Genomic DNA, 22,875 nt, shown 5'->3' with positions numbered 1-22,875 from the left:
GGCGTAATTCCAGGGCATCAGGCTGCTGATGTTGGACTGTTTATGCCCGTTTGCGATAGTGGTCAGTGTTTGGGTGAGCCAGGCACGGCCATTGGTTGGAACGTAATGCAGGGCGGAACGTCGAACTGATGTGGTTGACTGGGCAACTCGCCCTGCCCAGAAGACCATTGCAGACTTCTGGCGCGATAATGGTGCTTGTGGCGATTGTTTGGTCAGGCCGTATTGACAAAGTAACAGTCTGACAGGTGCAGACCCCACCATAGCCTTTTCCTATTCAAATATAGAATCATGGTATTTTCCAATTCAGCGATCTGGAGCCAGTGTTGGATGCGGGACGAATTGGCTGGACGTATTCGCGGTCAATCAGACAGCAAAAGTCAAAAGCAACAAAGCTTTGGAACGTTAGCCAGTACAATAACAACAGGTTTTCACTCATCACTCACATGTACAGCACGCAAATGAGATCATCTCAATTTCTCACAGCTTGAATTGGATAAAGAAATGACCGTAATGAACAATGCACCTGTCGCGGCTGATGATACTGTTGATCCGAGTGAGTTCCTGGTCAATGACTTCACCGATGGCTCTCAAAGCGACCCGAGTGTTACCGCTCTCGCCAATGGCCATTTCGTCGTCACCTGGCAGTCTGATGATGGACAGCCGGGCGATACGTCTGAAACTGCCATCAAGGCCCGTATTCTCAATGAGAATGGTGTCGAGATTGTCAGTGAATTTCTGGTGAATGAGTCTACTAATGGTAGTCAATTGACCCCCAGCGTTACCGAGCTCGCCAATGGCCATTTCGTCGTCACATGGCCGTCCAATGATCAGGAGCAAGGGCATCCGTCTGGTTTTGACATCAAGGCCCGTATTTTTGATACGGATGGTAATGAGATTGTCAGTCAGTTCCCGGTCAATGAAGTTACCCATGACATGCAAGGCTGGCCGAGCGTGACAGCCCTTGCCAATGGCCATTTCGTCGTCACCTGGCATTCTCTTGACGGGCAGCAAGGGGATACGTCCAGTTCTGCCATCAAGGCCCGCATTTTCGATGCAAATGGCGATGAGATTGTCAGTGAATTCCTGGTCAATGAATACACCAATGACGCGCAACTATACTCGAGCGTTACAGCGCTCGCCAATGGCCATTTTGTCGTCACCTGGCATTCTTGGGACCAACAGCACGGGGATACGTCTTGGTCTGCCGTCAAGGCTCGTATTTTCAATGAGAATGGCGATGAGATTGTCAGTGAGTTCCGTGTCAACGAATTCATCAACTTCTGGCAAGAGGACCCGAGTGTGACAGCCCTCGCCAATGGGGGTTTTGTTGTCACCTGGGGGTCTCATGACCAGCAGCAAGGGGATGCGTCCGCTTCTGCCATCAAGGCCCGTATTTTCAATGAGAATGGCGATGAGATTGTCAGTGAGTTCCTGGTCAATGAATTCACCGATAGCTGGCAAGTATACCCGAGTATTACAGCGCTCACCAATGGCCATTTTGTTGTCACCTGGATGTCTGAGGACCAGCAGCAAGGGGATACGTCCGGTACTGCCATCAAGGCCCGCATTTTCAATGAGAATGGCGATGAGGTTGTCAGTGAATTCCTGGTCAATGAATTCACCAATGGCTGGCAACAGAACCCGAGTGTGACAGCCCTCGCCAATGGGGGTTTTGTTGTCACCTGGGAGTCTCATGACGGACAGCAGGGCGATGGGGACCTCGCCATCAAGGCCCGCGTTTTTGATGCGAACGGTGTTGCTCAAAGTCACAAGATTATCACAGAAGATGTTGTCACCCTGATTGAGACCGCCACGCTTCTGGCCAATGACAGCGATGTGGATGGAGATGCGCTGACGGTGATGGATGTGTCTCCGACGAGTGCACATGGCGCGGCCCTGACGCTGAACACAGACGACGGGACGATCAGCTATGATCCAACCGGCGCAGACGCTGTTCAGGCCCTGGCAGAGGGTCAGACCCTGACGGATACATTCACCTATACGGTCGAGGACGGTAATGGCGGGGAGAGCACCGCAAGTGTTTCCGTGGTTGTTCATGGAGCCAACGATGCGCCTGTTGTGGCGATTGTATTGCCTGATCAGTCTTCCGTGGAAGATGAGACCGTGAGCTTTGTGCTGCCGGCGAACGCATTCACGGATGTGGATGGGGATGCGCTGACCTTGAGTGCGACACTTACGGATGGCACGGCCCTGCCGGACTGGCTGGTGTTTGATGCGGTTGCAGGGAGCTTCTCAGGCACACCGCCGCAGGATTTCAATGGCATGGTCAATGTACTGGTGACGGCCAGTGACGGGTCTCTTTCAGCAAGCGATGCCTTTGCGCTTGAGATTACCCCTGTCAACGATGCACCTGTCGCAGTTAACGATGTTGTGCAAAGTCCCGCTCCGATCACCGAAGATGTTGTGACCTCAATTGATACCGCCACGCTTCTGGCCAATGACAGCGATGTCGACGGGGACGCACTCACGGTGACAGCGGTTTCTGCCACAAGTGCGCATGGTGCAGCCCTGACGCTGAACACTGATGGGACCATCAGCTACGATCCCACCGGGGCAGCTGATGTTCAGGCCCTGGCAGAGGGCCAGACACTTATCGACACATTTTCCTATGCGACCGATGACGGCAATGGCGGTGTGGGCGTCGCAACCGTTTCGATCATTGTGCACGGAACCAATGATGCCCCTGTTGTGGCACTTGCATTGTCCAATCAGGCTTCCGTGGAAGATGAGGCCGTGAGCTTTGTGCTGCCGGCGAACGCATTCACGGATGTGGATAGCGATGCGCTGACCCTGAGTGCGACACTTACGGATGGCACGGCCCTGCCGGACTGGCTGGTGTTTGATGCGGCTTCCGGCAGCTTCTCAGGCACACCGCCCCAGGACTTCAATGGCACATTGAGTGTCACGGTAACGGCCAGTGACGGGTCACTTTCAGCCAGCGACACCTTTGCGCTTGAGATCACACCTGCCAATGATGCACCTGTGGCAGGTCATGATATTGTTGGCACGAGTGAATTCCGCGTCAATGAATTTACAGATGGCAAGCAAGAGTCATCGAGTGTTACAGCCCTCACCAATGGCCATTTTGTTGTCACCTGGGAGTCTGATGACCAGCAGCAAGGCGATGCGTCTGGTTCTGCCATTAAGGCCCGCATTCTTGATGCGAGTGGAGCTGAGATTGTCAGCGAATTCCTGGTCAATGAGATTACCGATGACTGGCAAAACAGCCCGAGCGTTACAGCGCTTTCCAACGGCGATTTCGTCGTCACCTGGCAGTCTTCTGACGGACAACAAGGCGATATTTCCAGTACTGCCGTCAAGGCCCGCATCTTTAATGCGAATGGCGGTGAGATCGCCAGTGAGTTCCTGGTCAATGAGTTTACCGATGGCGGTCAGGCGTTCTCGAGTGTGACAGCCCTCGCCAATGGGAGTTTTGTCGTCACCTGGACGTCTGATGACCAGCAGCAAGGCGATGCGTCTGGTTCTGCGATCAAGGCCCGTATTTTCGATGAGAACGGTGTTGAGATTGTAAATGAATTTCTGGTCAATGAGTTCACTGATGGCAAGCAAGAGTCATCGAGTGTGACAGCCCTCACCAATGGCCGTTTTGTTGTCACCTGGGAGTCTGATGACCAGCAGCAAGGCGATACGTCTGGGGGTGCCGTCAAGGCCCGCATTCTTGATGCGAGTGGAGCTGAGATTGTCAGCGAATTCCTGGTCAATGAATACACCGCTAACACTCAAGGGAGCCCGAGCGTCACAGCGCTCGCCAATGGCCATTTCATCGTCACATGGAGGTCTAACGACGGGCAGCAAGGTGATACTGATTGGGCCATCAAGGCCCGTATTTTCGATGAGAACGGTGTTGAGATTGTAAATGAATTCCTGGTCAATGAGTTTACCAATAACGGCCAACACGACCCGAGTGTTACCGCCCTCGCCAATGGCCATTTCATCGTCACCTGGCACTCTTATGACGGGCAACAAGGTGATGCTTCCAGCTCTGCCATCAAGGCCCGCATCTTTGATGCGGATGGTAACGAGATCGTCAGTGAATTCCTGGTCAATGAATTTAACCATCTCTTTCAAGGCAACGCGAGTGTAACAGCCCTTGCCAATGGCGATTTTGTTGTCACCTGGCAGTCCGATGACGGGCAGCAAGGCGATACGTCCGGTTCTGCGATCAATGCCCGTATTTTTGATGCAAACGGTGTTGCCCAAAACCCCTATCTTGTCACCGAAGATGCTGTCACCTTGATTGAGACAGCCACGCTTCTTGCCAATGACAGCGATGTCGACGGGGATGCCCTCACGGTGACAGCTGTGTCTGCCACGAGTGCGCATGGCGCAGCCCTGACGCTGAACACCGATGGGACGATCAGCTATGACCCAACCGGCGCAGACGCTGTTCAGGCTCTGACAGAGGGCCAGGCCCTGACGGATACATTCACCTATACGGTCGAGGATGGCCATGGCGGTGAGAGCACTGCAAGTGTTTCAGTCGTTGTGCACGGAGCCAACGATGCGCCTGTTGCGGCAATTGCGTTGCCTGATCAGTCTTCCGCAGAAGATGAGGCCGTGAGCTTTGCACTGCCAGCCAGTGCATTCACGGATGTGGATGGCGATGTGCTGACCTTAAGCGCGACGCTGGTTGATGGTACGGCGTTGCCGGACTGGTTGGTGTTTGATGCTGCTTCGGGGAGTTTCTCAGGCACACCACCTCAGGACTTCAATGGCATGTTGAGTGTCACGGTGACGGCCAGCGATGGATCTCTTTCAGCAAGCAGTGCCTTTGCGCTTGAGATTACACCTGTCAATGATGCACCTGTCGCAGTGGATGATGTTGTTGACCAGAGCGAATTCCTGGTCAATGAGTTCACCGATGGCAGTCAAAGCGCCCCGAGCGTCACAGAACTTGCTAACGGGCATTTCGTCGTCGCCTGGATGTCTCATGCGCAGCAGCACGGCGACATGCCCGATTGGGCTGTCAAGGCGCGTATTTTTGATGCGGATGGCGGTGAGATCGTCAGTGCGTTCCTCGTCAATGAATTCAACAATGGTGCTCAACCGAGCGTTACAGCCCTCGCCAATGGGCAGTTTGTCGTCACCTGGGTGTCTGAAGGCGGGCAGCCAGGTAACACGTCCGATTGGGCCATCAAGGCCCGTGTTTTTGATGCGACTGGCGGTGAGATCGTCAGTGAGTTCCTGGTCAATGAATTCAATAATGACTGGCAGCTCAACCCGAGCGTCACAGAACTTGCCAATGGCCATTTTGTCATCACCTGGCAGTCTGGAGAAGGGCAGCGGGTTGATACGTCTGATTATGCCATCAAGGCGCGTATTTTTGATGCGAATGGCGTTGAGGTCACCAGTGAATTCCTGGCCAATGAGTTTACCAATGACAGTCAAATCAGCCCGAGCGTTACGGCCCTCGCCAATGGCGGTTTTGTCATCGCCTGGATGTCTCATGACCAGCAACTAGGCGATGTGCCTGGTGGAGCCATCAAAGCGCGTGTTTTTAACGCGGACGGCGTTGAGATCGTCAGCGAGTTCCTGGTTAGCGAGTTTAGTAATGACTGGCAAAGCACTCCGAGCGTTACGGCCCTCGCCAATGATCATTTTGTTGTCACCTGGATGTCTGATGAGCAGCAGCAAGGTGATACGCCCAATTGGGCTGTCAAGGCCCGTATTTTTGACGCGAATGGAAATGAGGTCGCCAGCGAATTCCTGGTCAATGAGTTTACCAATGACAATCAAATCAGCCCGAGCGTTACAGCCCTCGCCAATGGCGAATTCGTTGTTACCTGGGTGACTGGAGACGAGCAGCAAGGGGATGCTTCCAGCTCTGCCATCAAGGCCCGCATCTTTGATGCGGATGGTAACGAGATCGTCAGTGAATTCCTGGTCAATGAATTCACTAATGACACTCAAACCGAGCCAAGTGTTACAGCCCTCGCCAATGGCCATTTCGTCGTCACCTGGCAATCTAGAGACGGGCAGCAAGGCGATACTTCTGATTGGGCCATCAAAGCCCGTATATTCGATGCAAATGGTGTTGCTCAAAGCTCCAACATCATCACCGAAGACGCTGTGACCCTGATTAAGACCGCCACGCTTCTGGACAATGACAGTGATGTCGAGGGGGATGCGCTCACGGTGACCGCGGTGTCGGCCACAAGCACATATGGGGCCACCCTGACACTGAACACTGACGGGACCATCAGCTACGATCCCACCGGTGCTGCGGTTGCGCAGGCGCTGGCAGTTGGCGAGACCCTGACGGATACCTTCACTTATACGGTCGCGGACGGGAATGGTGGGGAGAGCACCGCAAGCGTTTCAGTTGTTGTGCACGGAAGAAACGATGCGCCTGCCGCGATTGATGATGTTGTTGTTCTAAGTCCGAATATCATCACAGAAGATGTTGTCGTCCTGATTGATACCGCCACCCTTCTTGCCAACGACAGCGATGTCGAGGGGGATGCGCTCACGATGACAGCGGTGTCTGCCACGAGTGCGTATGGGGCAACCCTGACCCTGAACACCACCGATACGATCAGTACAATCAGCTACGACCCAACCGGCGCAGACGCTGTTCAGGCCCTGGCCGAGGGCGAGACCGTGACGGATACCTTCACCTATACCGTCGAGGACGGCAACGGCGGTCAGAGCACCGCAAGTGTTTCAGTTGTTGTGCACGGAACCAATGATGCCCCTGTCGCAGCGGATGATATTGTGCAAAGCCCCACGCCGATCGCAGAAAATGTTGTTACTTCGATTGAGACCGCCGCGCTCCTCGCCAATGACAGCGATGTCGACGGGGATGCCCTCACGGTGACAGCGGTGTCTGCCACGAGCATGCATGGGGCCGTCTTGGTGCTGAACACCGATGGGACGATCAGCTATGATCCAAGAGACGCAGAAGCTGTTCGGGATCTGGCCGAGGGGGAGACCCTGACGGACACCTTCACCTATACGGTCAGTGACGGCAATGGCGGGGAGAGCACCGCAACCGTCTCTGTCGTTGTGCACGGAGCCAACGATGCGCCTGTTTCGAGAGTTCCATTACTTCCTGAGTCTTCAGCGGAAGACGAGGCCGTGAGCTTTACACTACCACCGGACGCGTTTGAGGATCCGAATGGCGATGCGTTGACCTTGACCGCAACGCTTGCGGATGGTTCGGCGCTGCCGGACTGGCTGGTGTTTGATGCGGCTACGGAGAGTTTCTCGGGCACACCGCCCCAGGACTTCAACGGCATATTGAACGTCATGGTGACGGCGAGCGATGGCTCACTTGCAACAAGCAGCACCTTTGCGCTTGAGATTACGCCGGTCAATGATGCCCCTGTCGCAGCTGATGATTTTATTGGCGCAAGTGAACTCCGCGTGAATGAATTTACCAACACCATACAAAATGCTCCAAGTATTGCCGCACTGGCCAATGGCAATTTTGTCGTCACCTGGACGTCTGATGCTGGGCAGCAAGGGGATGCTTTTTCTTCTGCGATCAAGGCGCGTATTCTTGACGCGAATGGTGTTGAGATCGTCGGCGAGTTCCTGGTCAATGAGTTCACCGATAGCTGGCAATTGATTCCGAGTGTGACAGCGTTGGAAAATGGTAATTTTGTCGTAACCTGGTCGTCTATTGACCGACAGCAAGGCGATCCATCTGATTATGCTGTCAAGGCACGTGTTTTCGATGCGAACGGCGGTGAGATCACCAGTGAGTTCCTCGTCAATGAATTTACCGATGGCGATCAAGCGTTCTCGAGTGCGATAGCGCTTGCCAATGGCCATTTTGTCGTCATCTGGGAGTCTGAAGACCAGCAGCAAGGCGATACGTCTCCAACTGCGATCAAGGCGCGTATTTTCGATGCAGAGGGTGTTGAGATCGTCAGTGAGTTCCTGGTCAATGAATTTACCGATTACGATCAGCGGAACCCAAGTGTGACAGCGCTGGAAAATGGTAATTTTGTCGTCACCTGGCACTCTTATGCCGTGCAGCAAGGCGATCCATCTGGTTATGCTGTCAAGGCGCGAATTTTCGATGCGAATGGCGATGAGATTGTCAGTGAGTTCCTGGTCAATGAATTTACCAATGACTCTCAATGGAATTCGAGCGTTACAGAACTGGCCAATGGTCATTTTGCCGTCACCTGGGAGTCTGGTTACGGGCAGCAGGGCGACACCGAAGGTTCTGCCATCAAGGCCCGTATTTTGGACGCGAATGGCGATGCGGTTGTCAGTGAGTTCCTGGTCAATGAATTTACTGATGGCAATCAGGATACCCCAAATGTTACGGCCCTCGCCAATGGCCATTTTGTCGTCACCTGGGCGTCTGATGATGGGCAGCAAGGCGATGATCGCTGGGCCATCAAGGCGCGTATTTTTGACGCGAATGGCGATGCGGTTGTCAGTGAATTCCTGGTCAATGAATTCACCAATGACACTCAAATTGCGCCGAGCGTGACAGTGCTCGCCAATGGCCATTTTGTCATCATATGGATGTCTAACGACGGGCAGCAAGGTGATACGTCTGGTTATGCCATCAAGGCGCGTATTTTCGATGCAAACGGTGTTGCTCAAGGTCCCGAGCCGATCACAGAAGATGTTGTGACCCTGATTGAGACCGCCACGCTTTTGGCCAACGACAGCGATGTCGACGGGGATGCGCTCACGATGACAGCAGTGTCTGCCACGAGTGCGCATGGCGCGACCCTGACGCTGAACACCGACGGGACAATCAGCTATGATCCCACCAACGCGGATGCTGTCCAGGCTTTGGCAGTTGGGCAGACACTTATCGACACATTTACCTATACGGTCGAGGACGGCAATGGCGGGGAGAGCACTGCAACAGTTTCAATTGTTGTTCACGGAAGAAACGATGCACCCGTTTTAGCAATTGCATTGTCCGATCACTCTTCAGCGGAAGATGAAGCTGTGAGCTTTGCACTGCCAACCAATGCGTTCACGGATGTGGATGGCGATGCACTGACCTTGAGTGCGACACTGACGGATGGTGCGGCGCTGCCGGACTGGCTGGTGTTTGATGCCATTGCGGGGAGCTTCTCGGGCACACCGCCGCAGGACTTCCATGGTACATTGAGTGTGACCGTGACGGCCAGCGATGGGTCACGCACAGCAAGCGATAGCTTTGCCCTTGAGATTCCCCCTGTAAACGATGCACCGATCGCGGTAGATGATCTTATTGGCGCGAGTGAACTCCGCGTGAATGAATTTACCAACACCGGACAAAAGACTCCAAGTATTACCGCACTGACTAATGGCCATTTTGTCGTCACCTGGGACTCTCGTGATGGGCAGCAAGGCGATGCTTCTTCTTCTGCCATCAAGGCGCGTATTATTGATGCAGAGGGTGTTGAGATCGTCAGTGAGTTCCTGGTCAACGAGTTTACCCATAGCTGGCAATTGAACGCGAGTGTCACGGCGCTCGCCGATGGCCATTTTGTCGTCACCTGGTCGTCTTTTGACCAACAGCAAGGCGATCCATCCGGATATGCTGTCAAGGCGCGTGTTTTCAATGCGGATGGCAGTGAGATTGGCAGTGAATTCCTGGTCAACGAGTTTACTAATAACGGTCAATTCATCTCGAGTGTAACAGCACTGGAAAATGGCCATTTCGTTGTCACTTGGGAGTCTGAAGACCAGCAGCAAGGCGATACGTCTCCAACGGCCATCAAGGCGCGTATTTTCGATGCGGAGGGCGGCGAGATCGTCAGTGAATTCCTGGTCAATGAATTTACCAATGGCGATCAGCGGGACCCAAGCGTTACCACTCTCGCCAATGGCCATTTCGTCGTCACCTGGCATTCTCACGCCTTGCAGCAAGGCGATCCATCCGGTTATGCCGTCAAGGCGCGTATTTTCGATGCGAGTGGCAGTGAGGTTGTCGGTGAGTTCCTCGTCAATGAATTTACCAATGGCTGGCAAATCAAGCCGATTGTTACAGCGCTCACCAATGGCCATTTCGTTGTCACTTGGGAGTCTGAAGACCAGCAGCAAGGGGATGCTGATTGGGCCATCAAGGCGCGCATTTTTGATGCAGAGGGTGTTGAGATCGTCAGTGAGTTCCTCGTCAATGAATTCACCCATAGCACGCAACGCGACCCAAATGTTACGGCCCTCGCCAATGGCCACTTTGTCGTCACCTGGGCATCTGATGATGGGCAGCAAGGTGATGATGGCTGGGCCATCAAGGCGCGTATTTTCGATGCGAGTGGCAGTGAGGTTGTCGGTGAATTCCTCGTCAATGAGTTTACCAATGACATTCAAGGCACTCCAAATGTGACAGCGCTCGACAATGGTGATTTTGTCGTCACCTGGCATTCTCTTGACGGGCAGCAAGGCGACACTGATTGGGCCATCAAGGCGCGTATTTTCGATGCAAACGGTGTTGCGCAAGGTCCCACGCCGATCGACGAAGATGTTGTGACTTCGATTGAGACCGCCACCCTCTTGGCCAATGACAGTGATGTTGAAGGGGATGCACTGACGGTAACAGCGGTCTCTGCCGCGAGTACGCATGGGGCCGCCCTTACGCTGAATACCAACGGGACCATCAGCTATGATCCAACCGGCGCAGATGCTGTTCAGGCTCTGGCAGAGGGCGAGACACTTATCGACACCTTCACCTATACGGTTGAAGACGGCAATGGTGGGCAGAGCACTGCAACGGTTTCAATCGTTGTTCACGGAAGAAACGATGCACCTGTCGCGGCTGATGATAGCGAGGTTGAAAATACTATTGATGCAGAAAGTACAATTGACGCAAGTGAGTTCCTGATCAATGACTTTACCAATGGCACCCAAAGCGACCCGAAGGTCGCAGAACTCGCCAATGGCAACTTCGTCGAAACTTGGGAATCCCCTGATGAATCTCACTTTACTGACATCAAGGCACGTATTGTAGACGTAGATGGCGTTGAGATTGTCAGTGAGTTCTACGTCATTAAAGAATGGGCTTTCCAACGTTCGCCGAGTGTTACAGCATTCTCTAATGGCAATTTCATCGTAACTTGGATGCATAAAGATAACGGATATTTAGAGACTAACGCAAGCGTTTTTGATGCGAATGGCGTCGGGATCAGCGGCAGGTTGAACGTCGTCGACGGGTTCTATCAATACATCATAAGTGTTACAGAGCTCGCCAATGGCAATTTCGTCGCAAGCTGGTCGACTGGACCCTGCAATAACGATCTTTGTGGTTCTGACAGCTATTTCCGTGTTTACGACGCGAATGGCGGGGACATCAGCGGCCTCCTCAAAGTCAATGAACCTCTCAATGCCATTGACGACTGGCAGCATGGCGTTAGTGTTACAGCACTCGCGAATGGCAATTTCGTCGTTACCTGGGAGGCTACTGACCCGCAAGACGGTTCTTACGATACTGCTATCAAGGCCCGTATTTTCGATGCGAACGGCGGGGAGATCGCCAGTGAATTTCTGGTCAATGCAATCATCGATGGCGCTCAAAGAAACCCGAAGGTTACAGCGCTCGCCAATGGCGATTTTGTGGTCACCTGGGAGTCTAATGACCAACAGTACGGCGCTTCGTCTGCTTGGACCATGGAGGCCCGTATTTTCGATGCAGCCGGTGTTACTCAAAGTTCCGATATTATCTCGGAAGGTTTTGTCACCCTGATTGAGACAGCCAGTCTTCTTGTCAATGACAGCGATGCCGAGGGAGATGCACTGACGGTGACAGCGGTCTCTGCCGAAAGCGCGCATGGAGCAGTCCTGACGCTGAACACCGATGGGACCATCAGCTATGATCCGACCGGCGCAGAGGCTGTTCAGGCCCTGGCAGAGGGCGAAATGCTGACGGATACATTTACCTATACCGTCAGAGATGGCAATGGCGGTGAAAGCACCGCAACGGTTTCAGTTGTTGTTCGCGGAAGAAACGAAGCACCGATCTTTGGCACCGCTGGTGATGATATCCTGACCGGCACCGCTGGCGATGACATCCTAAACGGCGGCGCGGGCGATGATTATCTGTATGGTAGCGCTGGCGATGACCGTCTGGATGCTGGCACAGGCAACGACATCCTGACCGGCGGCTCGGGGGACGATACCTTCGTCTTTGATCCCGGTTTCGGCGAGGATGCTGTAACTGATTTTGCGGCTGGGGCTGGGACGGAGGACATCATCGAATTCAGGGGTATCACCAACCTGGCCTCCTACACGGACGTTCTGAACAGCGCGGCGGATAACGGCACCGACACAACCATCACGCTGGATACGGACAACAGCATTGTTCTGAAGAATGTGGTCGTGTTGGATTTATCCTCCGATGACTTCCGGTTTTACGCGTAACGAGCACGACGCATGGTGTCGCAATCACGCACCCAGGACGGGCTTGTTGCGGAGTGCCTTCAGGCACTCCGTTCTACGCTCGCAGGTGTTGGCCTGCTCAGCCTGCCGATCAATCTCCTGATGCTCAACAGTTTGAATTGGAGAACGTAATGACCGTTATGAACAACACACCCGTTTTGGCAATTGCGTTGCCTGATCAGTCTTCCGCGGAAGATGAGGCTGTGAGCTTTGTCCTGCCAGCGCATGCGTTCACGGATGTGGATGGCGATGCGCTGACCTTAAGCGCAAAGCTTGTTGATGGTACGGCCCTGCCGGACTGGTTGGTGTTTGATGCGGTTGCGGGGCGTTTCTCGGGCATACCGCCCCGGGACGTCCATGGGACATTGATTGTCATGGTAACGGCCAGCGACGGACCTCTTTGCGCAAGCAGCACCTTTGCGCTTGAGATTACGCCTGTCGACGATACACCAGCCGCGATTGATGGGAGTGTTGGCGCGAGCGCGTTCAGCATCAACGAATTCACCAATAGTTCGCAATTCTACTCGAGCGTTACAGCCCTCGCCATTGGTGGCGGGGGCGATGATTATCTCTATGGTGGTGATGGCGATGACACGCTGCAGGGCGGCGGGGGCAATGACTGGCTGCATGGCGGTGCAGGTGCGGATGTTCTGGATGGCGGCGCGGGTAATGATGGGGCGGGGTATTGGGATGCGGCCTCCGGCGTGACGGTTGATCTGGGCAATGCCGCGGCCAACACGGGTGACGCGACGGGCGATAGTTTTGTGTCGATCGAGAATCTCGCGGGATCGGCCCATGCAGACATGCTGTATGGGGATGAGGCCAATAACAGCCTGTGGGGTCTGGGCGGAGACGACGCGCTGCATGGTGGCGGGGGCGATGATTATCTCTATGGTGGTGATGGCGATGACACGCTGCAGGGCGGCGGGGGCAATGACTGGCTGCATGGCGGTGCAGGTGCGGATGTTCTGGATGGCGGCGCGGGCCAGGATGGGGCCGGGTATTGGGACGCGGCCTCCGGCGTGACGGTTGATCTGGGCGATGCGGGGGACAACACGGGTGACGCAGCGGATGATAGTTTTGTGTCGATCGAGAATCTCGCGGGATCCGCTCATGCAGATTTGCTGTATGGGGATGAGGCCAATAACAGTCTGTGGGGTCTGGGCGGAGACGACGCGCTGCATGGTGGCGGGGGCGATGATTATCTCTATGGTGGTGATGGCGATGACACGCTGCAGGGCGGCGGGGGCAATGACTGGCTGCATGGCGGTGCAGGTGCAGATGATCTGAATGGCGGCGCGGGTAATGATGGGGCGGGGTATTGGGATGCGGCCTCCGGCGTGACGGTTGATCTGGGCGATGCGGGGGACAACACGGGTGACGCAGCGGATGATAGTTTTGTGTCGATCGAGAATCTCGCGGGATCTGCCCATGCAGATTTGCTGTATGGGGATGAGGCCAATAACAGTCTGTGGGGTCTGGGCGGAGACGACGCGCTGCATGGTGGCGGGGGCAATGATTATCTGTACGGCGGCGCGGGTAACGACACGCTGCAGGGCGGCGGGGGCAATGACTGGCTGCATGGCGGTGCAGGTGCGGATGTTCTGGATGGCGGCGCGGGCCAGGATGGGGCCGGGTATTGGGATGCGGCCTCCGGCGTGACGGTTGATCTGGGCGATGCGGGGGACAACACGGGTGACGCAGCGGATGATAGTTTTGTGTCGATCGAGAATCTCGCGGGATCTGCCCATGCAGATTTGCTGTATGGGGATGAGGCCAATAACAGTCTGTGGGGTCTGGGCGGAGACGACGCGCTGCATGGTGGCGGGGGCAATGATTATCTGTACGGCGGCGCGGGTAACGACACGCTGCAGGGCGGCGGGGGCAATGACTGGCTGCATGGCGGTGCAGGTGCGGATGTTCTGGATGGCGGCGCGGGCCAGGATGGGGCCGGGTATTGGGACGCGGCCTCCGGCGTGACGGTTGATCTGGGCGATGCGGGGGACAACACGGGTGACGCAGCGGATGATAGTTTTGTGTCGATCGAGAATCTCGCGGGATCCGCTCATGCAGATTTGCTGTATGGGGATGAGGCCAATAACAGTCTGTGGGGTCTGGGCGGAGACGACGCGCTGCATGGCGGCGCCGGTAATGATTGGCTGATAGGCGGTGGTGGCAACGACGCGCTGATCGGGGGTGCGGGAGACGATGCCTTCGTCTTTGATCCCGGTTTTGGCGAGGATATCATAACCGATTTTGTGGCTGGTATTGCGACGTTGGATGTCATCGCGTTCAGGGGTGTCCCCAACCTGGCCTCCTATGCAGAAGTGCTGAACAAGGCGGCGGATGATGGCACCGATACGACCATCACGCTGGATACGGACAACAGCATTGTCCTGAAGAATGTGGTCGTGTCGGACCTGTCCTCCGACGACTTCCGGTTTTACGCGTAAAGACCACAACGCATGGTGTCGCAATCACGCACCCAGGACGGGCTTGTTGCGGAGTGCCTTCAGGCACTCCGTTCTACGCTCGCAGGTGTTGGCCTGCTCAGCCTGCCGATCAATCTCCTGATGCTCACCGGATCACTGTTCATGCTACAGGTGTATGACCGGGTGCTGGCGAGCGGTTCGGTGCCGACGCTGATCGTGCTGGCGGGTTTGGCGGCTGCGGCATGGCACCCAGTGATCGGGCTGCGCTTCGTGCGGCTCAAAACCTGTGACTGAGGGCAAACCCAATGTAGGGATTGGGGTCACCGCCTTGTGCGCGATATCCCGCGTTAAACAGAATTTCCGGTCCGGGCGCTTCTGAAGCAAGCTGATAGGTCAGGCCAATATCTATCGGCCGCACTGAAGATGTAATCTGCACAGTTTGAGAGCTTCTTGTCACGCCCGTGCTTTCCTGACCGGCCACTGCTGCAACCCTGTCCCGGGGGAGGTCGATTGAAATCTCACCAGAGGAGATCTGGAGCGGACTGGATATCGACAAGCGCATCGTGCCTGGGCTGCCGAGAAAGCGTTTCTTGCTGATTGAGACGCTGCCGGCACGCCCCGTCAGACTTTTGCCGCCAGTGACCAGGCCTGCCTGTTTGAAATCTGTCCTGCTTTGCGTGCCCGATACCGTCAGGAGCGTGCCCTGCCCGACCGCAACAGATCCGGATATTTCCAAGAACGAGGTAGAGCTGCGTCCGTCCTGACCCGCGGCTCCCATGAAGCGGGATCCAAGGACTGTGCCGTTTTCTTCTATGAGGCCGAACTGGGCAGAAAGGCCTGACCCATCTTTGTCTTTTGCTTCAAGCCCTATGCTGGTCCTTGAGAAGGAGCCCGTGGATGATCCGACCGCGTGGTCAGTAATAAGGGCCAGCGCTTGTGTGAGTTCAAACTTGTGCCTGAATGAGTAGTCTTCTGTCAGAAGCTGTCCAAATGGATCTGCGTCTGGATCTATGTCGCCGAGAGTTATCTCATAGGAGAACACATCCCCATCAAAACGGAGACCTGTTCCGTGATCTGAACGCATGAGTGTGAGGCTGTCGCTGGCCTTTGTTTCCCGTACGAAGGTGGGGCGGGGTCTTGGCGCCTTGAGTTCGGAGACCAGGGCACTGGCAGCAAGCTCAAATCCGCGCGTATACGCATCTGCAACCATCAGGGTCTGCCCTGCGAGGGCCTGGTTGAGGGCTGGCGCCAGGGCGCCGCTGGCGACGATGCCCGTTTCGGCGAGAGGCATGGCGTCGCCCTCGATGGTGTTCCCCTGGTAGACAACAAGTTCACCCATAGGAAGCATGGCGCGTTCCAGATTGAGGAGACCCTGCCCGTAGATCGGGTCAACACCCGGCTCACCGAGATCTTCAGCTGCAGCGAACATAATCTCAGCGATTACGGGGGCTGTCAGGTGAGGCCACTGGCTCTTCAATACGGCATAGGCTCCAGTGACGTAGGGGGCGGCCAAGGACGTTCCCCCAAATGATCGATGACGGTGCCGTTGGGGATTCTCAGGATATCTACGCCTGGTGCAGCGAGGCAAAAATCCTGTGCGAGGCCACAATGGTTGGAGAAACCCGCTATGTTTTTGTCTTCATCAACAGCGACGACGGCGATGAAGTGGTCCTTATATTCGGGCAGGACAACTGGAATGCCTGCATAGAGTCCAACCTCGGGCAGGCCGCTGTTGCCTGCAGCAAAAACGATCATCAAGTCATTCACTACGGCCGCATTCAGGGCGGTGATGGTTGCGGGTCCAAGAAAATCTTGGAGCGAAGCACGATTTTCGTCCGAAGATTGAGTTGTAAACTCAGTGATTATCCTTTCGGCGACCATACCATCGACAATTTTGTCCTGACCCCAGCTGTTGTTCATGACATGCGCACCGGCATCGATTGCGCGGTTTATGGCATCAGGCCACATAATTCTAATCGTCGTCGTCGGATGAATTCCATTGAAGATGACAAGCTCAGAGTCAAAGGCAACGCCGTGCAGGCCTTGACCGTCTTTCCTGCCTGCCGCGATACCGGCAACATGCGTGCCATGACCGAAAGGGCCAGACCCGTCAGGTTCAGAAATATCGCCGGGGTCGCCGACATAGGAGTGGCTGTTCTCAAAGTCGATTTTCCCTTCGAATTCTGGACTGTCGAGATCGATGCCACTGTCCAGGATTGCAATCTTTATGCCCTGTCCTCGCCAGCCTTGAGCGTATTTTTCATCGGCGCCAATCAGAGACAGGCCACGGTTTTCCTCGAATTCCGGGGTTCGGTAGTAGGCGGGATTGTCCGGACCGGGACCTGGGTTGGGACCGGGGCCTGGGTTGGGACCGGGACCCGGGTTGGGACCGGGGCCTGGATTGGGACCGGGGCCTGGATTGGGGCCGGGGCCCGGGTTGGGGCCGGGGCCTGGGTTGGGACCGGGACCTGGATTGGGGCCGGGGCCTGGGTTGGGACCGGGACCTGGATTGGGGCCGGGGCCTGGGTTGGGACCGGGGCCTGGGTTGGGGCCGGGACCTGGATTGGGGCCGGGGCCTGGGTTGGGACCGGGGCCTGGGTTGGGGCCCGGGTTTGGAGTGCCGGGACCTGGGCTTGGATTTGGACTGGGGTTTGGAGAAGGTGATGGGCTGGGACCTGGGTTTGGAATACCGGTGCCTGGATTTGGGCCGGAGCCTGTCTCAGAGTCTCCACCACCACCGCCTGCGAGAGAAGCTGCGAGCCCAACTGCGGCGAGCCCAAGGGCGATCGAACCAATTCCGAAGGTCTCCCCTGTGCTTAGCTCCGAAAGGGAAAAACTACGGATGTCTGGTGTCCGGTCTAAGGTTTGGTTGAGGTAGTCCTCCATAATTGCTGGTCGGCTCAGGAGGATGTACTTGCGTGCATCCTCGAAGGTTGATGGATCGCGCGCATGCTCACTGACGAGGAATTGCAAGGCCTGTTGATTTGAATAGGAGGTGAGTTGATCCGAGTAGATATTCGCCGCGACGGAGGTGGCAAAGGTAATAATGGCCGTCGTGGTCAGGGCTAACGTCTTAAACAGGCGCATGATGATTGCTATTCTTTAGCTGTTAGATTGTAACTGCTCGGTTGCGACCGCGCGCCGTTGATACCGATGAAACGCCCGACCCACCCGGCTCGCAAGTAACAAGCTGAATGTATTGCGGATATTGAGGATTGCTGACCGATCATTCGGTAGGCGGGCCATTCGTTTCCTGCCCAACTTTAGAACCCGGTTACTGTATTATGAAATACTCCGATCCTATGTTTGAATAGACATCGGCTATGGTGCGGCCTGCGCACGCCATGAGATCAGTGGCAGGAGTTTCACCACCTCAACCCAGACGAAAAGACCGAGCGATTGAAGCCGGATCAATCCAAATTAAGGCGGTCCGAAATCCAAAATAATTCGATCCGGTCTACCGCCCTTGAAGACCCAGGATTCAGATAGCTCAGGATGCGCATAGATACCCGCGAGCGCCCAGCCAAGCGCGTAATCCTTTTCCACCACGTGCGGGGTAAGGCCCTGCGTACTGGCAAGTCCAAGGATTTCGCGCTTATCGATCATGCGGGGCGTCCTTCATCCAGCTATCCGGCACACGCAAGCGCCAACGTGTGATGAGACGCGGACACTCCAAAGACGGGTCCAGCTTGGCATGCCCCTTGGTGAGATGCTTGCGCGCTTTGCGGGCAACTATTCCGCCCTTTTCGTGGCGTTCAGCAAGAAAACCGAGCCGCTTGAAGACCGCGCCGTTTCCGTGGCGCAAAGCGTAGTCGATCAACAGATCAGGGTTGCAATCAGGCCGCTGTAGGTAGCGATCAAAACACTCCGAGACATGTTGAATGCCCCCGCCAACCCGGGGATCATCGAGCATATCGATGATTGTGCGGTTAATATCAGACACCGGAATACGGGTCTGGCCACGCCAAACCGTTTTCGTCCCGAATATCATCTCATTCTTGATGTGCTTGAGTGTAAAGACCGCACCCTGCCGCTCGACTGTCCGGCCGGCAACCGAGCGGGCCGTAAACACAAGAACATCGCGAAATATCTGTTCGGTGAGGTCCCAATGCTCGGCAGCGGTCCGTCCCCCAATGTAACATGGCTCAAATAGCGTCGGCACAAGAATCCAAGGGTCCTGCAAGACCTGCCTCGCATCGAGAAGATCAAGCTGAACAGGTACATATGCCCCGCTACCAACTCGCCTGAGCCAGCCTTGGGCGGTCCATCTTGAGAGTAATTTCGCGGCCTGGTGACGGTCGATATCCAAAGCTCGCACTGCATCGTCAATACGCACGACATCCCCTGAAGCCTGAATGACTGTAGTGAGGCGGGCGCGCCCGCGAGCCAGCGGTGGTCTCGAATCGTTCATACTACATTAGAGTACACAAAATTCTCGGAAATAGCGAATTTCTATCTAAGTATAGTACTATACTTCCGGTATATACCGCATACCGGAATTCGCGAATTTTCGCCTGCAAAATATAGCGGCCAGATTTCCGGAGTCGCAAGCAATTCCACATTTGAATGGCCGCAATCCAGACTCTTGGAAGGAGCAATCGCGTTCGCAGCGAACTTCCGCTTTCCGCCGATTCTGTTGAAAAACAACGTGTTGCAGTCGCAGAATGGGGTGACCTGAGCACGGCACGAGCGCCTTTCTGGTCAGGCGTTTCGCGTTTGCTGCGGTGCGGGAAAGATTTTCGCCAATTTGCGGAGGTTCTGGGCGGTGGCGGCGAGGAGGAATTCGTCATTTGCGCCGCACGGTCCACGTAATCGGAGCCGTCCAAGGCCTAGGATGCGCTTGAGGTGGGCGAAGAGCATCTCAACTTTCTTTCTGAGCTTCATCGCAATCTGGTACTCTTCAGTTTTGGCCAGATCTCTGGCGACCTGGCGCGCATCTTCGTGCTCTTCGCGGGTGATTTTGCGTGCATCAGCGTTGGGGCAGCATCTTTGTTTGGACGGACATACCTGGCAGACTTCTTTCAAGGCGCGATAGCGGGCTGTGCCCTTGCCCGACGGCCCCCGGTTTGGATCAGAGTAATTCCGGCGGAACTGTTTAAGCGCGTGACCCTCTGGGCAGATATATTGATCATGCTCAGCGTCCCATTCGAAGTCTGTGCGTGTCCAGGTGCCGTCGGGGCGTCCGGCCTTGTCGATGACCGGGATGTAAGGATCGATCTTGCGATCCACGAGCCAGCCGAGCATCGGGCCTGAGCCGTAGGCGGTATCGGCGATCATCCAGTCGGGGACGAGGTCGAACTTGTCCTTCACCCGGTCCAGCATCGTCTTTGTCGACCCCACTTCGGCTTGCCGGATGGATCTGGTCGCTTCCACATCCACAATCACGCTGTGATCTGTATCAACGAGGTAGTTATCAGAGTAAGCAAAGAAGGCTGGTGCCTTGTGCGCCGCTGTCCATTGGCTGGCAGGGTCCGAATATGAAATGAACTTAGGCTTGACTGGCGAGGCAGCACCAAACGCGGCCTCATCCAGGGTTTCCAGATATTCCCGAACAGCGCGCGGTGCGGTCTTGGCATCGATCTGTGCAGCATCCCATTCTTCTTGTGACGCTGAATACTGCTTGGTCGCTTCTGCCTCAATCAAGCTGGCATCAATCGCCATACGCTGGCCGCTGACCAAACCTTCTGCGATGCACCGCGCCACTGTCGTTTCGAACACGTGCCGCAAGAGTTCACTCTCGCGGAACCGACCATGGCGGTTCTTGGAAAAGGTAGAGTGATCCGGCACTCGATCAGTCAGATCGAGGCGACAGAACCAGCGATACGCAAGGTTCAGGTGCACTTCTTCGCACAACCGCCGTTCCGACCGGATGCCAAAGCAATAGCCCACCAGCAGCATGCGGATCAGCAACTCGGGATCGACGGAAGGGCGACCAGTATGACTGTAAAAATCCGCCAAATGATTGCGGATACTACTCAGGTCAACAAATCGATCAATCGACCGCAGCAGATGATTGTCCGGGACATGTTCCTCCAGGGAGAACTCATAGAACAGCTCAGCCTGAGTTTCCTGTTTTGGTCCCATCATCATCCAAACTCCCATTCAATAAGAGAATTGAATCAGCCAGATGGCCTTCGATCAAGACAGAGTTTTTCAACAGAATACGCCCATGCTGTTGAAGAACTCTGTGTTGCAGTGCGGCAAGTCGTTTGATTCACTTGATTTATCGAGATTGGGAGGATCGGGCGATGATGGGCATTCAAAAGGTTGAAGCGCAGCTGTTCTATGAGTTCGATTTGGACGCACATGTGCCGCCTAATCACGTATTGAGAGAGATTGACCGTTTCCTCGACATGGGCGACATGCGGGAGAGGCTGAAGCCCTTTTACAGCCACACGGGCCGCCCTTCGATCGATCCCGAGCTGATCGTCCGGATGCTGGTGATTGGTTATGCGATGGGCATTCGGTCCGAACGACGACTGTGCCAGGAGGTGCATCTCAATCTTGCGTATCGCTGGTTTTGCCGGCTCGGTTTGGAGGACAAGGTGCCGGATCATTCATCGTTCTCGCGGTGCCGCCATGGCAAGCTTCGGGAAAGCGACATGCTGCGCCATATCTTCGAGGCGACGGTGGAGCGCTGCCTGAAGGAGGACCTCGTGTCAGGCGAAGGCTTTGCTGTCGACGCCAGCCTGATACCGGCGGATGCCAACAAAGCCCGTTCCATTGCGGCTAAGGACTGGAGCGAAGACGTCGCTCGAGCTGCGGGCAATCGCGCGGCCAGAGAGTACCTTGAAACGCTAGACGATGCGGCCTTCGGTGCAGCCTCGCCGGTACAACCTAAGTTCGTCGCCAAGTCGGATCCGGCAGCTCAGTGGACCCGAGCTGAGGAAAGTCGTCCCTACTTTGCCTATGCCACGAACCACCTGATCGACACAAAAAGCTCAGTCATCATGGATGTTGAAGCCACGCGGGCGATCCGACAGGCCGAGGTGGGTGCCTCGCAAACAATGCTGGATCGCACTGAACAGCGCTTCGGCATCCGGCCGGATTGGCTTGCCGCGGACACGGCCTATGGATCCAGCGACAACTTGGGGTGGCTGGTCAAGAAACGCGGCATCATCCCCTTCATTCCAGTGATCGATCATTCGAACCGCAAGGACGGCGCATGGACCCGTTTTGAGTTTGAATACGACGAGGCCAACGACCAATACATTTGCCCCGAAGGTTTCGCATTGAAGCAGTTCCGCCGGAATTACTCCGATCCCAATCGCGACAAGAACATCCGCGGCACCCGAAAGTATCGCGCTCTAAAATCCGATTGTCAGGGGTGCCCATCGAAAGAGAAGTGCTGCCCCAATGCGATCTGCAGATCGATCAGCCGGGAAGAGCACGAGGACGCCCGGGACTTCGCGCGATCGAGCCGGAAGACGAAAGCCTACAAGGTCAGCCGTGACAAACGGAAGAAAGTTGAGATGCTCTTCGCGCATCTGAAACGCATCCTGAACCTGACCAGGTTGCGATTGCGCGGCCCGAACGGGGCAAAAGATGAGTTCCTGCTCGCTGCCATCGCACAGAACCTCAGAAAGCTCGCCAAGCTCAGGCCCAGGACCGCCCAAACGGAGGCCATGGGATGATCTGACCCGCCAAATCAGCCCATTTGCGAGACGACTGGGCCAGCGTCCGGACCAAACAACTCGCGCTGGTTCTCCAGCGATAATCTGGCAGTCAATTGCACCGAGTTCTTCAACAGAATCCGCCCAATTTGACAGAAATAACAACGAGTTGAAAGCACCGAGGGTCGCTGCCTGATCATGATCCGAGTGCCCCGGCGTTAGAGCATGGGAGTATGCCATGAACGTGATCTTCAATCCTGCGCTTGCGCTGAGGGTGCTGGTCTCGCCAATGGTGCCAAGCCCGGTGGGTTGGGATACCCCGCAGGGATGGCGTGGGCGGTGCGAGCATCGGCGGCCTTGTGCAGCCGGTCCGCAGCGGTGAAGGGCGCGCCATCAAGGGCATGGGGCGCGGCAAGGGAGACCAGCTCCTGGACGGTTTCGGGAACGGCCAT

10 protein-coding genes are annotated in these 22,875 nt (G+C 55.6%); 4 read left to right on the top strand and 6 right to left on the bottom strand.

Going from position 1 to position 22,875, the window contains the following annotated elements:
• Positions 1-501 precede the first annotated feature (501 nt).
• The 3 genes from ACR3ES_RS16675 to ACR3ES_RS16665 all read left to right on the top strand — a co-directional run bounded on the left by ACR3ES_RS16675 (position 502) and on the right by ACR3ES_RS16665 (position 15,104).
• Positions 502-12,360, top strand: a complete 11,859-nt coding sequence (locus tag ACR3ES_RS16675; protein ID WP_480493320.1) for a tandem-95 repeat protein — start codon at positions 502-504, stop codon at positions 12,358-12,360.
• A 149-nt stretch (positions 12,361-12,509) separates the two neighbouring features.
• Positions 12,510-14,831 (top strand): putative Ig domain-containing protein, encoded by a 2,322-nt coding sequence (locus tag ACR3ES_RS16670; protein ID WP_480423921.1) that lies wholly within the window; start codon positions 12,510-12,512, stop codon positions 14,829-14,831.
• Positions 14,832-14,843: 12 nt separating this feature from the next.
• Positions 14,844-15,104: a hypothetical protein gene (locus ACR3ES_RS16665; RefSeq protein ID WP_480423919.1), complete on the top strand. Its 261-nt coding sequence runs from the start codon at positions 14,844-14,846 to the stop codon at positions 15,102-15,104.
• Here ACR3ES_RS16665 and ACR3ES_RS16660 read toward each other — a convergent pair.
• The 5 genes from ACR3ES_RS16660 to ACR3ES_RS16640 form a co-directional block, all read right to left on the bottom strand.
• Positions 15,088-16,323, bottom strand: a complete 1,236-nt coding sequence (locus tag ACR3ES_RS16660; protein ID WP_480634735.1) for a hypothetical protein — start codon at positions 16,321-16,323, stop codon at positions 15,088-15,090. The two genes, ACR3ES_RS16665 and ACR3ES_RS16660, sit on opposite strands and share 17 nt — an antisense overlap.
• Complete coding sequence (locus ACR3ES_RS16655) at positions 16,284-17,897, bottom strand: S8 family peptidase (RefSeq protein WP_480634734.1); 1,614 nt, start codon at positions 17,895-17,897, stop codon at positions 16,284-16,286. The genes ACR3ES_RS16660 and ACR3ES_RS16655 overlap by 40 nt, the downstream gene beginning before the upstream one ends.
• 333 nt (positions 17,898-18,230) lie before the next feature.
• Positions 18,231-18,416 (bottom strand): hypothetical protein, encoded by a 186-nt coding sequence (locus ACR3ES_RS16650; RefSeq protein ID WP_480423916.1) that lies wholly within the window; start codon positions 18,414-18,416, stop codon positions 18,231-18,233.
• Complete coding sequence (locus tag ACR3ES_RS16645; protein WP_480423914.1) at positions 18,406-19,221, bottom strand: type IV toxin-antitoxin system AbiEi family antitoxin domain-containing protein; 816 nt, start codon at positions 19,219-19,221, stop codon at positions 18,406-18,408. The genes ACR3ES_RS16650 and ACR3ES_RS16645 overlap by 11 nt, the downstream gene beginning before the upstream one ends.
• 290 nt (positions 19,222-19,511) lie before the next feature.
• Positions 19,512-20,897, bottom strand: a complete 1,386-nt coding sequence (locus tag ACR3ES_RS16640; RefSeq protein ID WP_480424160.1) for an IS1182 family transposase — start codon at positions 20,895-20,897, stop codon at positions 19,512-19,514.
• Positions 20,898-21,058: 161 nt separating this feature from the next.
• Between ACR3ES_RS16640 and ACR3ES_RS16635 the strand changes: the two genes are divergently transcribed.
• Complete coding sequence (locus tag ACR3ES_RS16635; protein WP_480424921.1) at positions 21,059-22,444, top strand: IS1182 family transposase; 1,386 nt, start codon at positions 21,059-21,061, stop codon at positions 22,442-22,444.
• Positions 22,445-22,674: 230 nt separating this feature from the next.
• Here the strand turns inward: ACR3ES_RS16635 and ACR3ES_RS16630 are convergent, their stop codons facing one another.
• A complete protein-coding gene (locus ACR3ES_RS16630; RefSeq protein WP_480423912.1) occupies positions 22,675-22,875 on the bottom strand; it encodes a hypothetical protein in 201 nt (66 codons plus the stop codon).

The sequence above is a fragment of the Ruegeria sp. B1 genome (genome assembly GCF_056535885.1).
The sequence above is the reverse complement of the archived record's forward strand: the minus strand, read 5'-3'. Positions and strand labels throughout refer to the sequence as shown.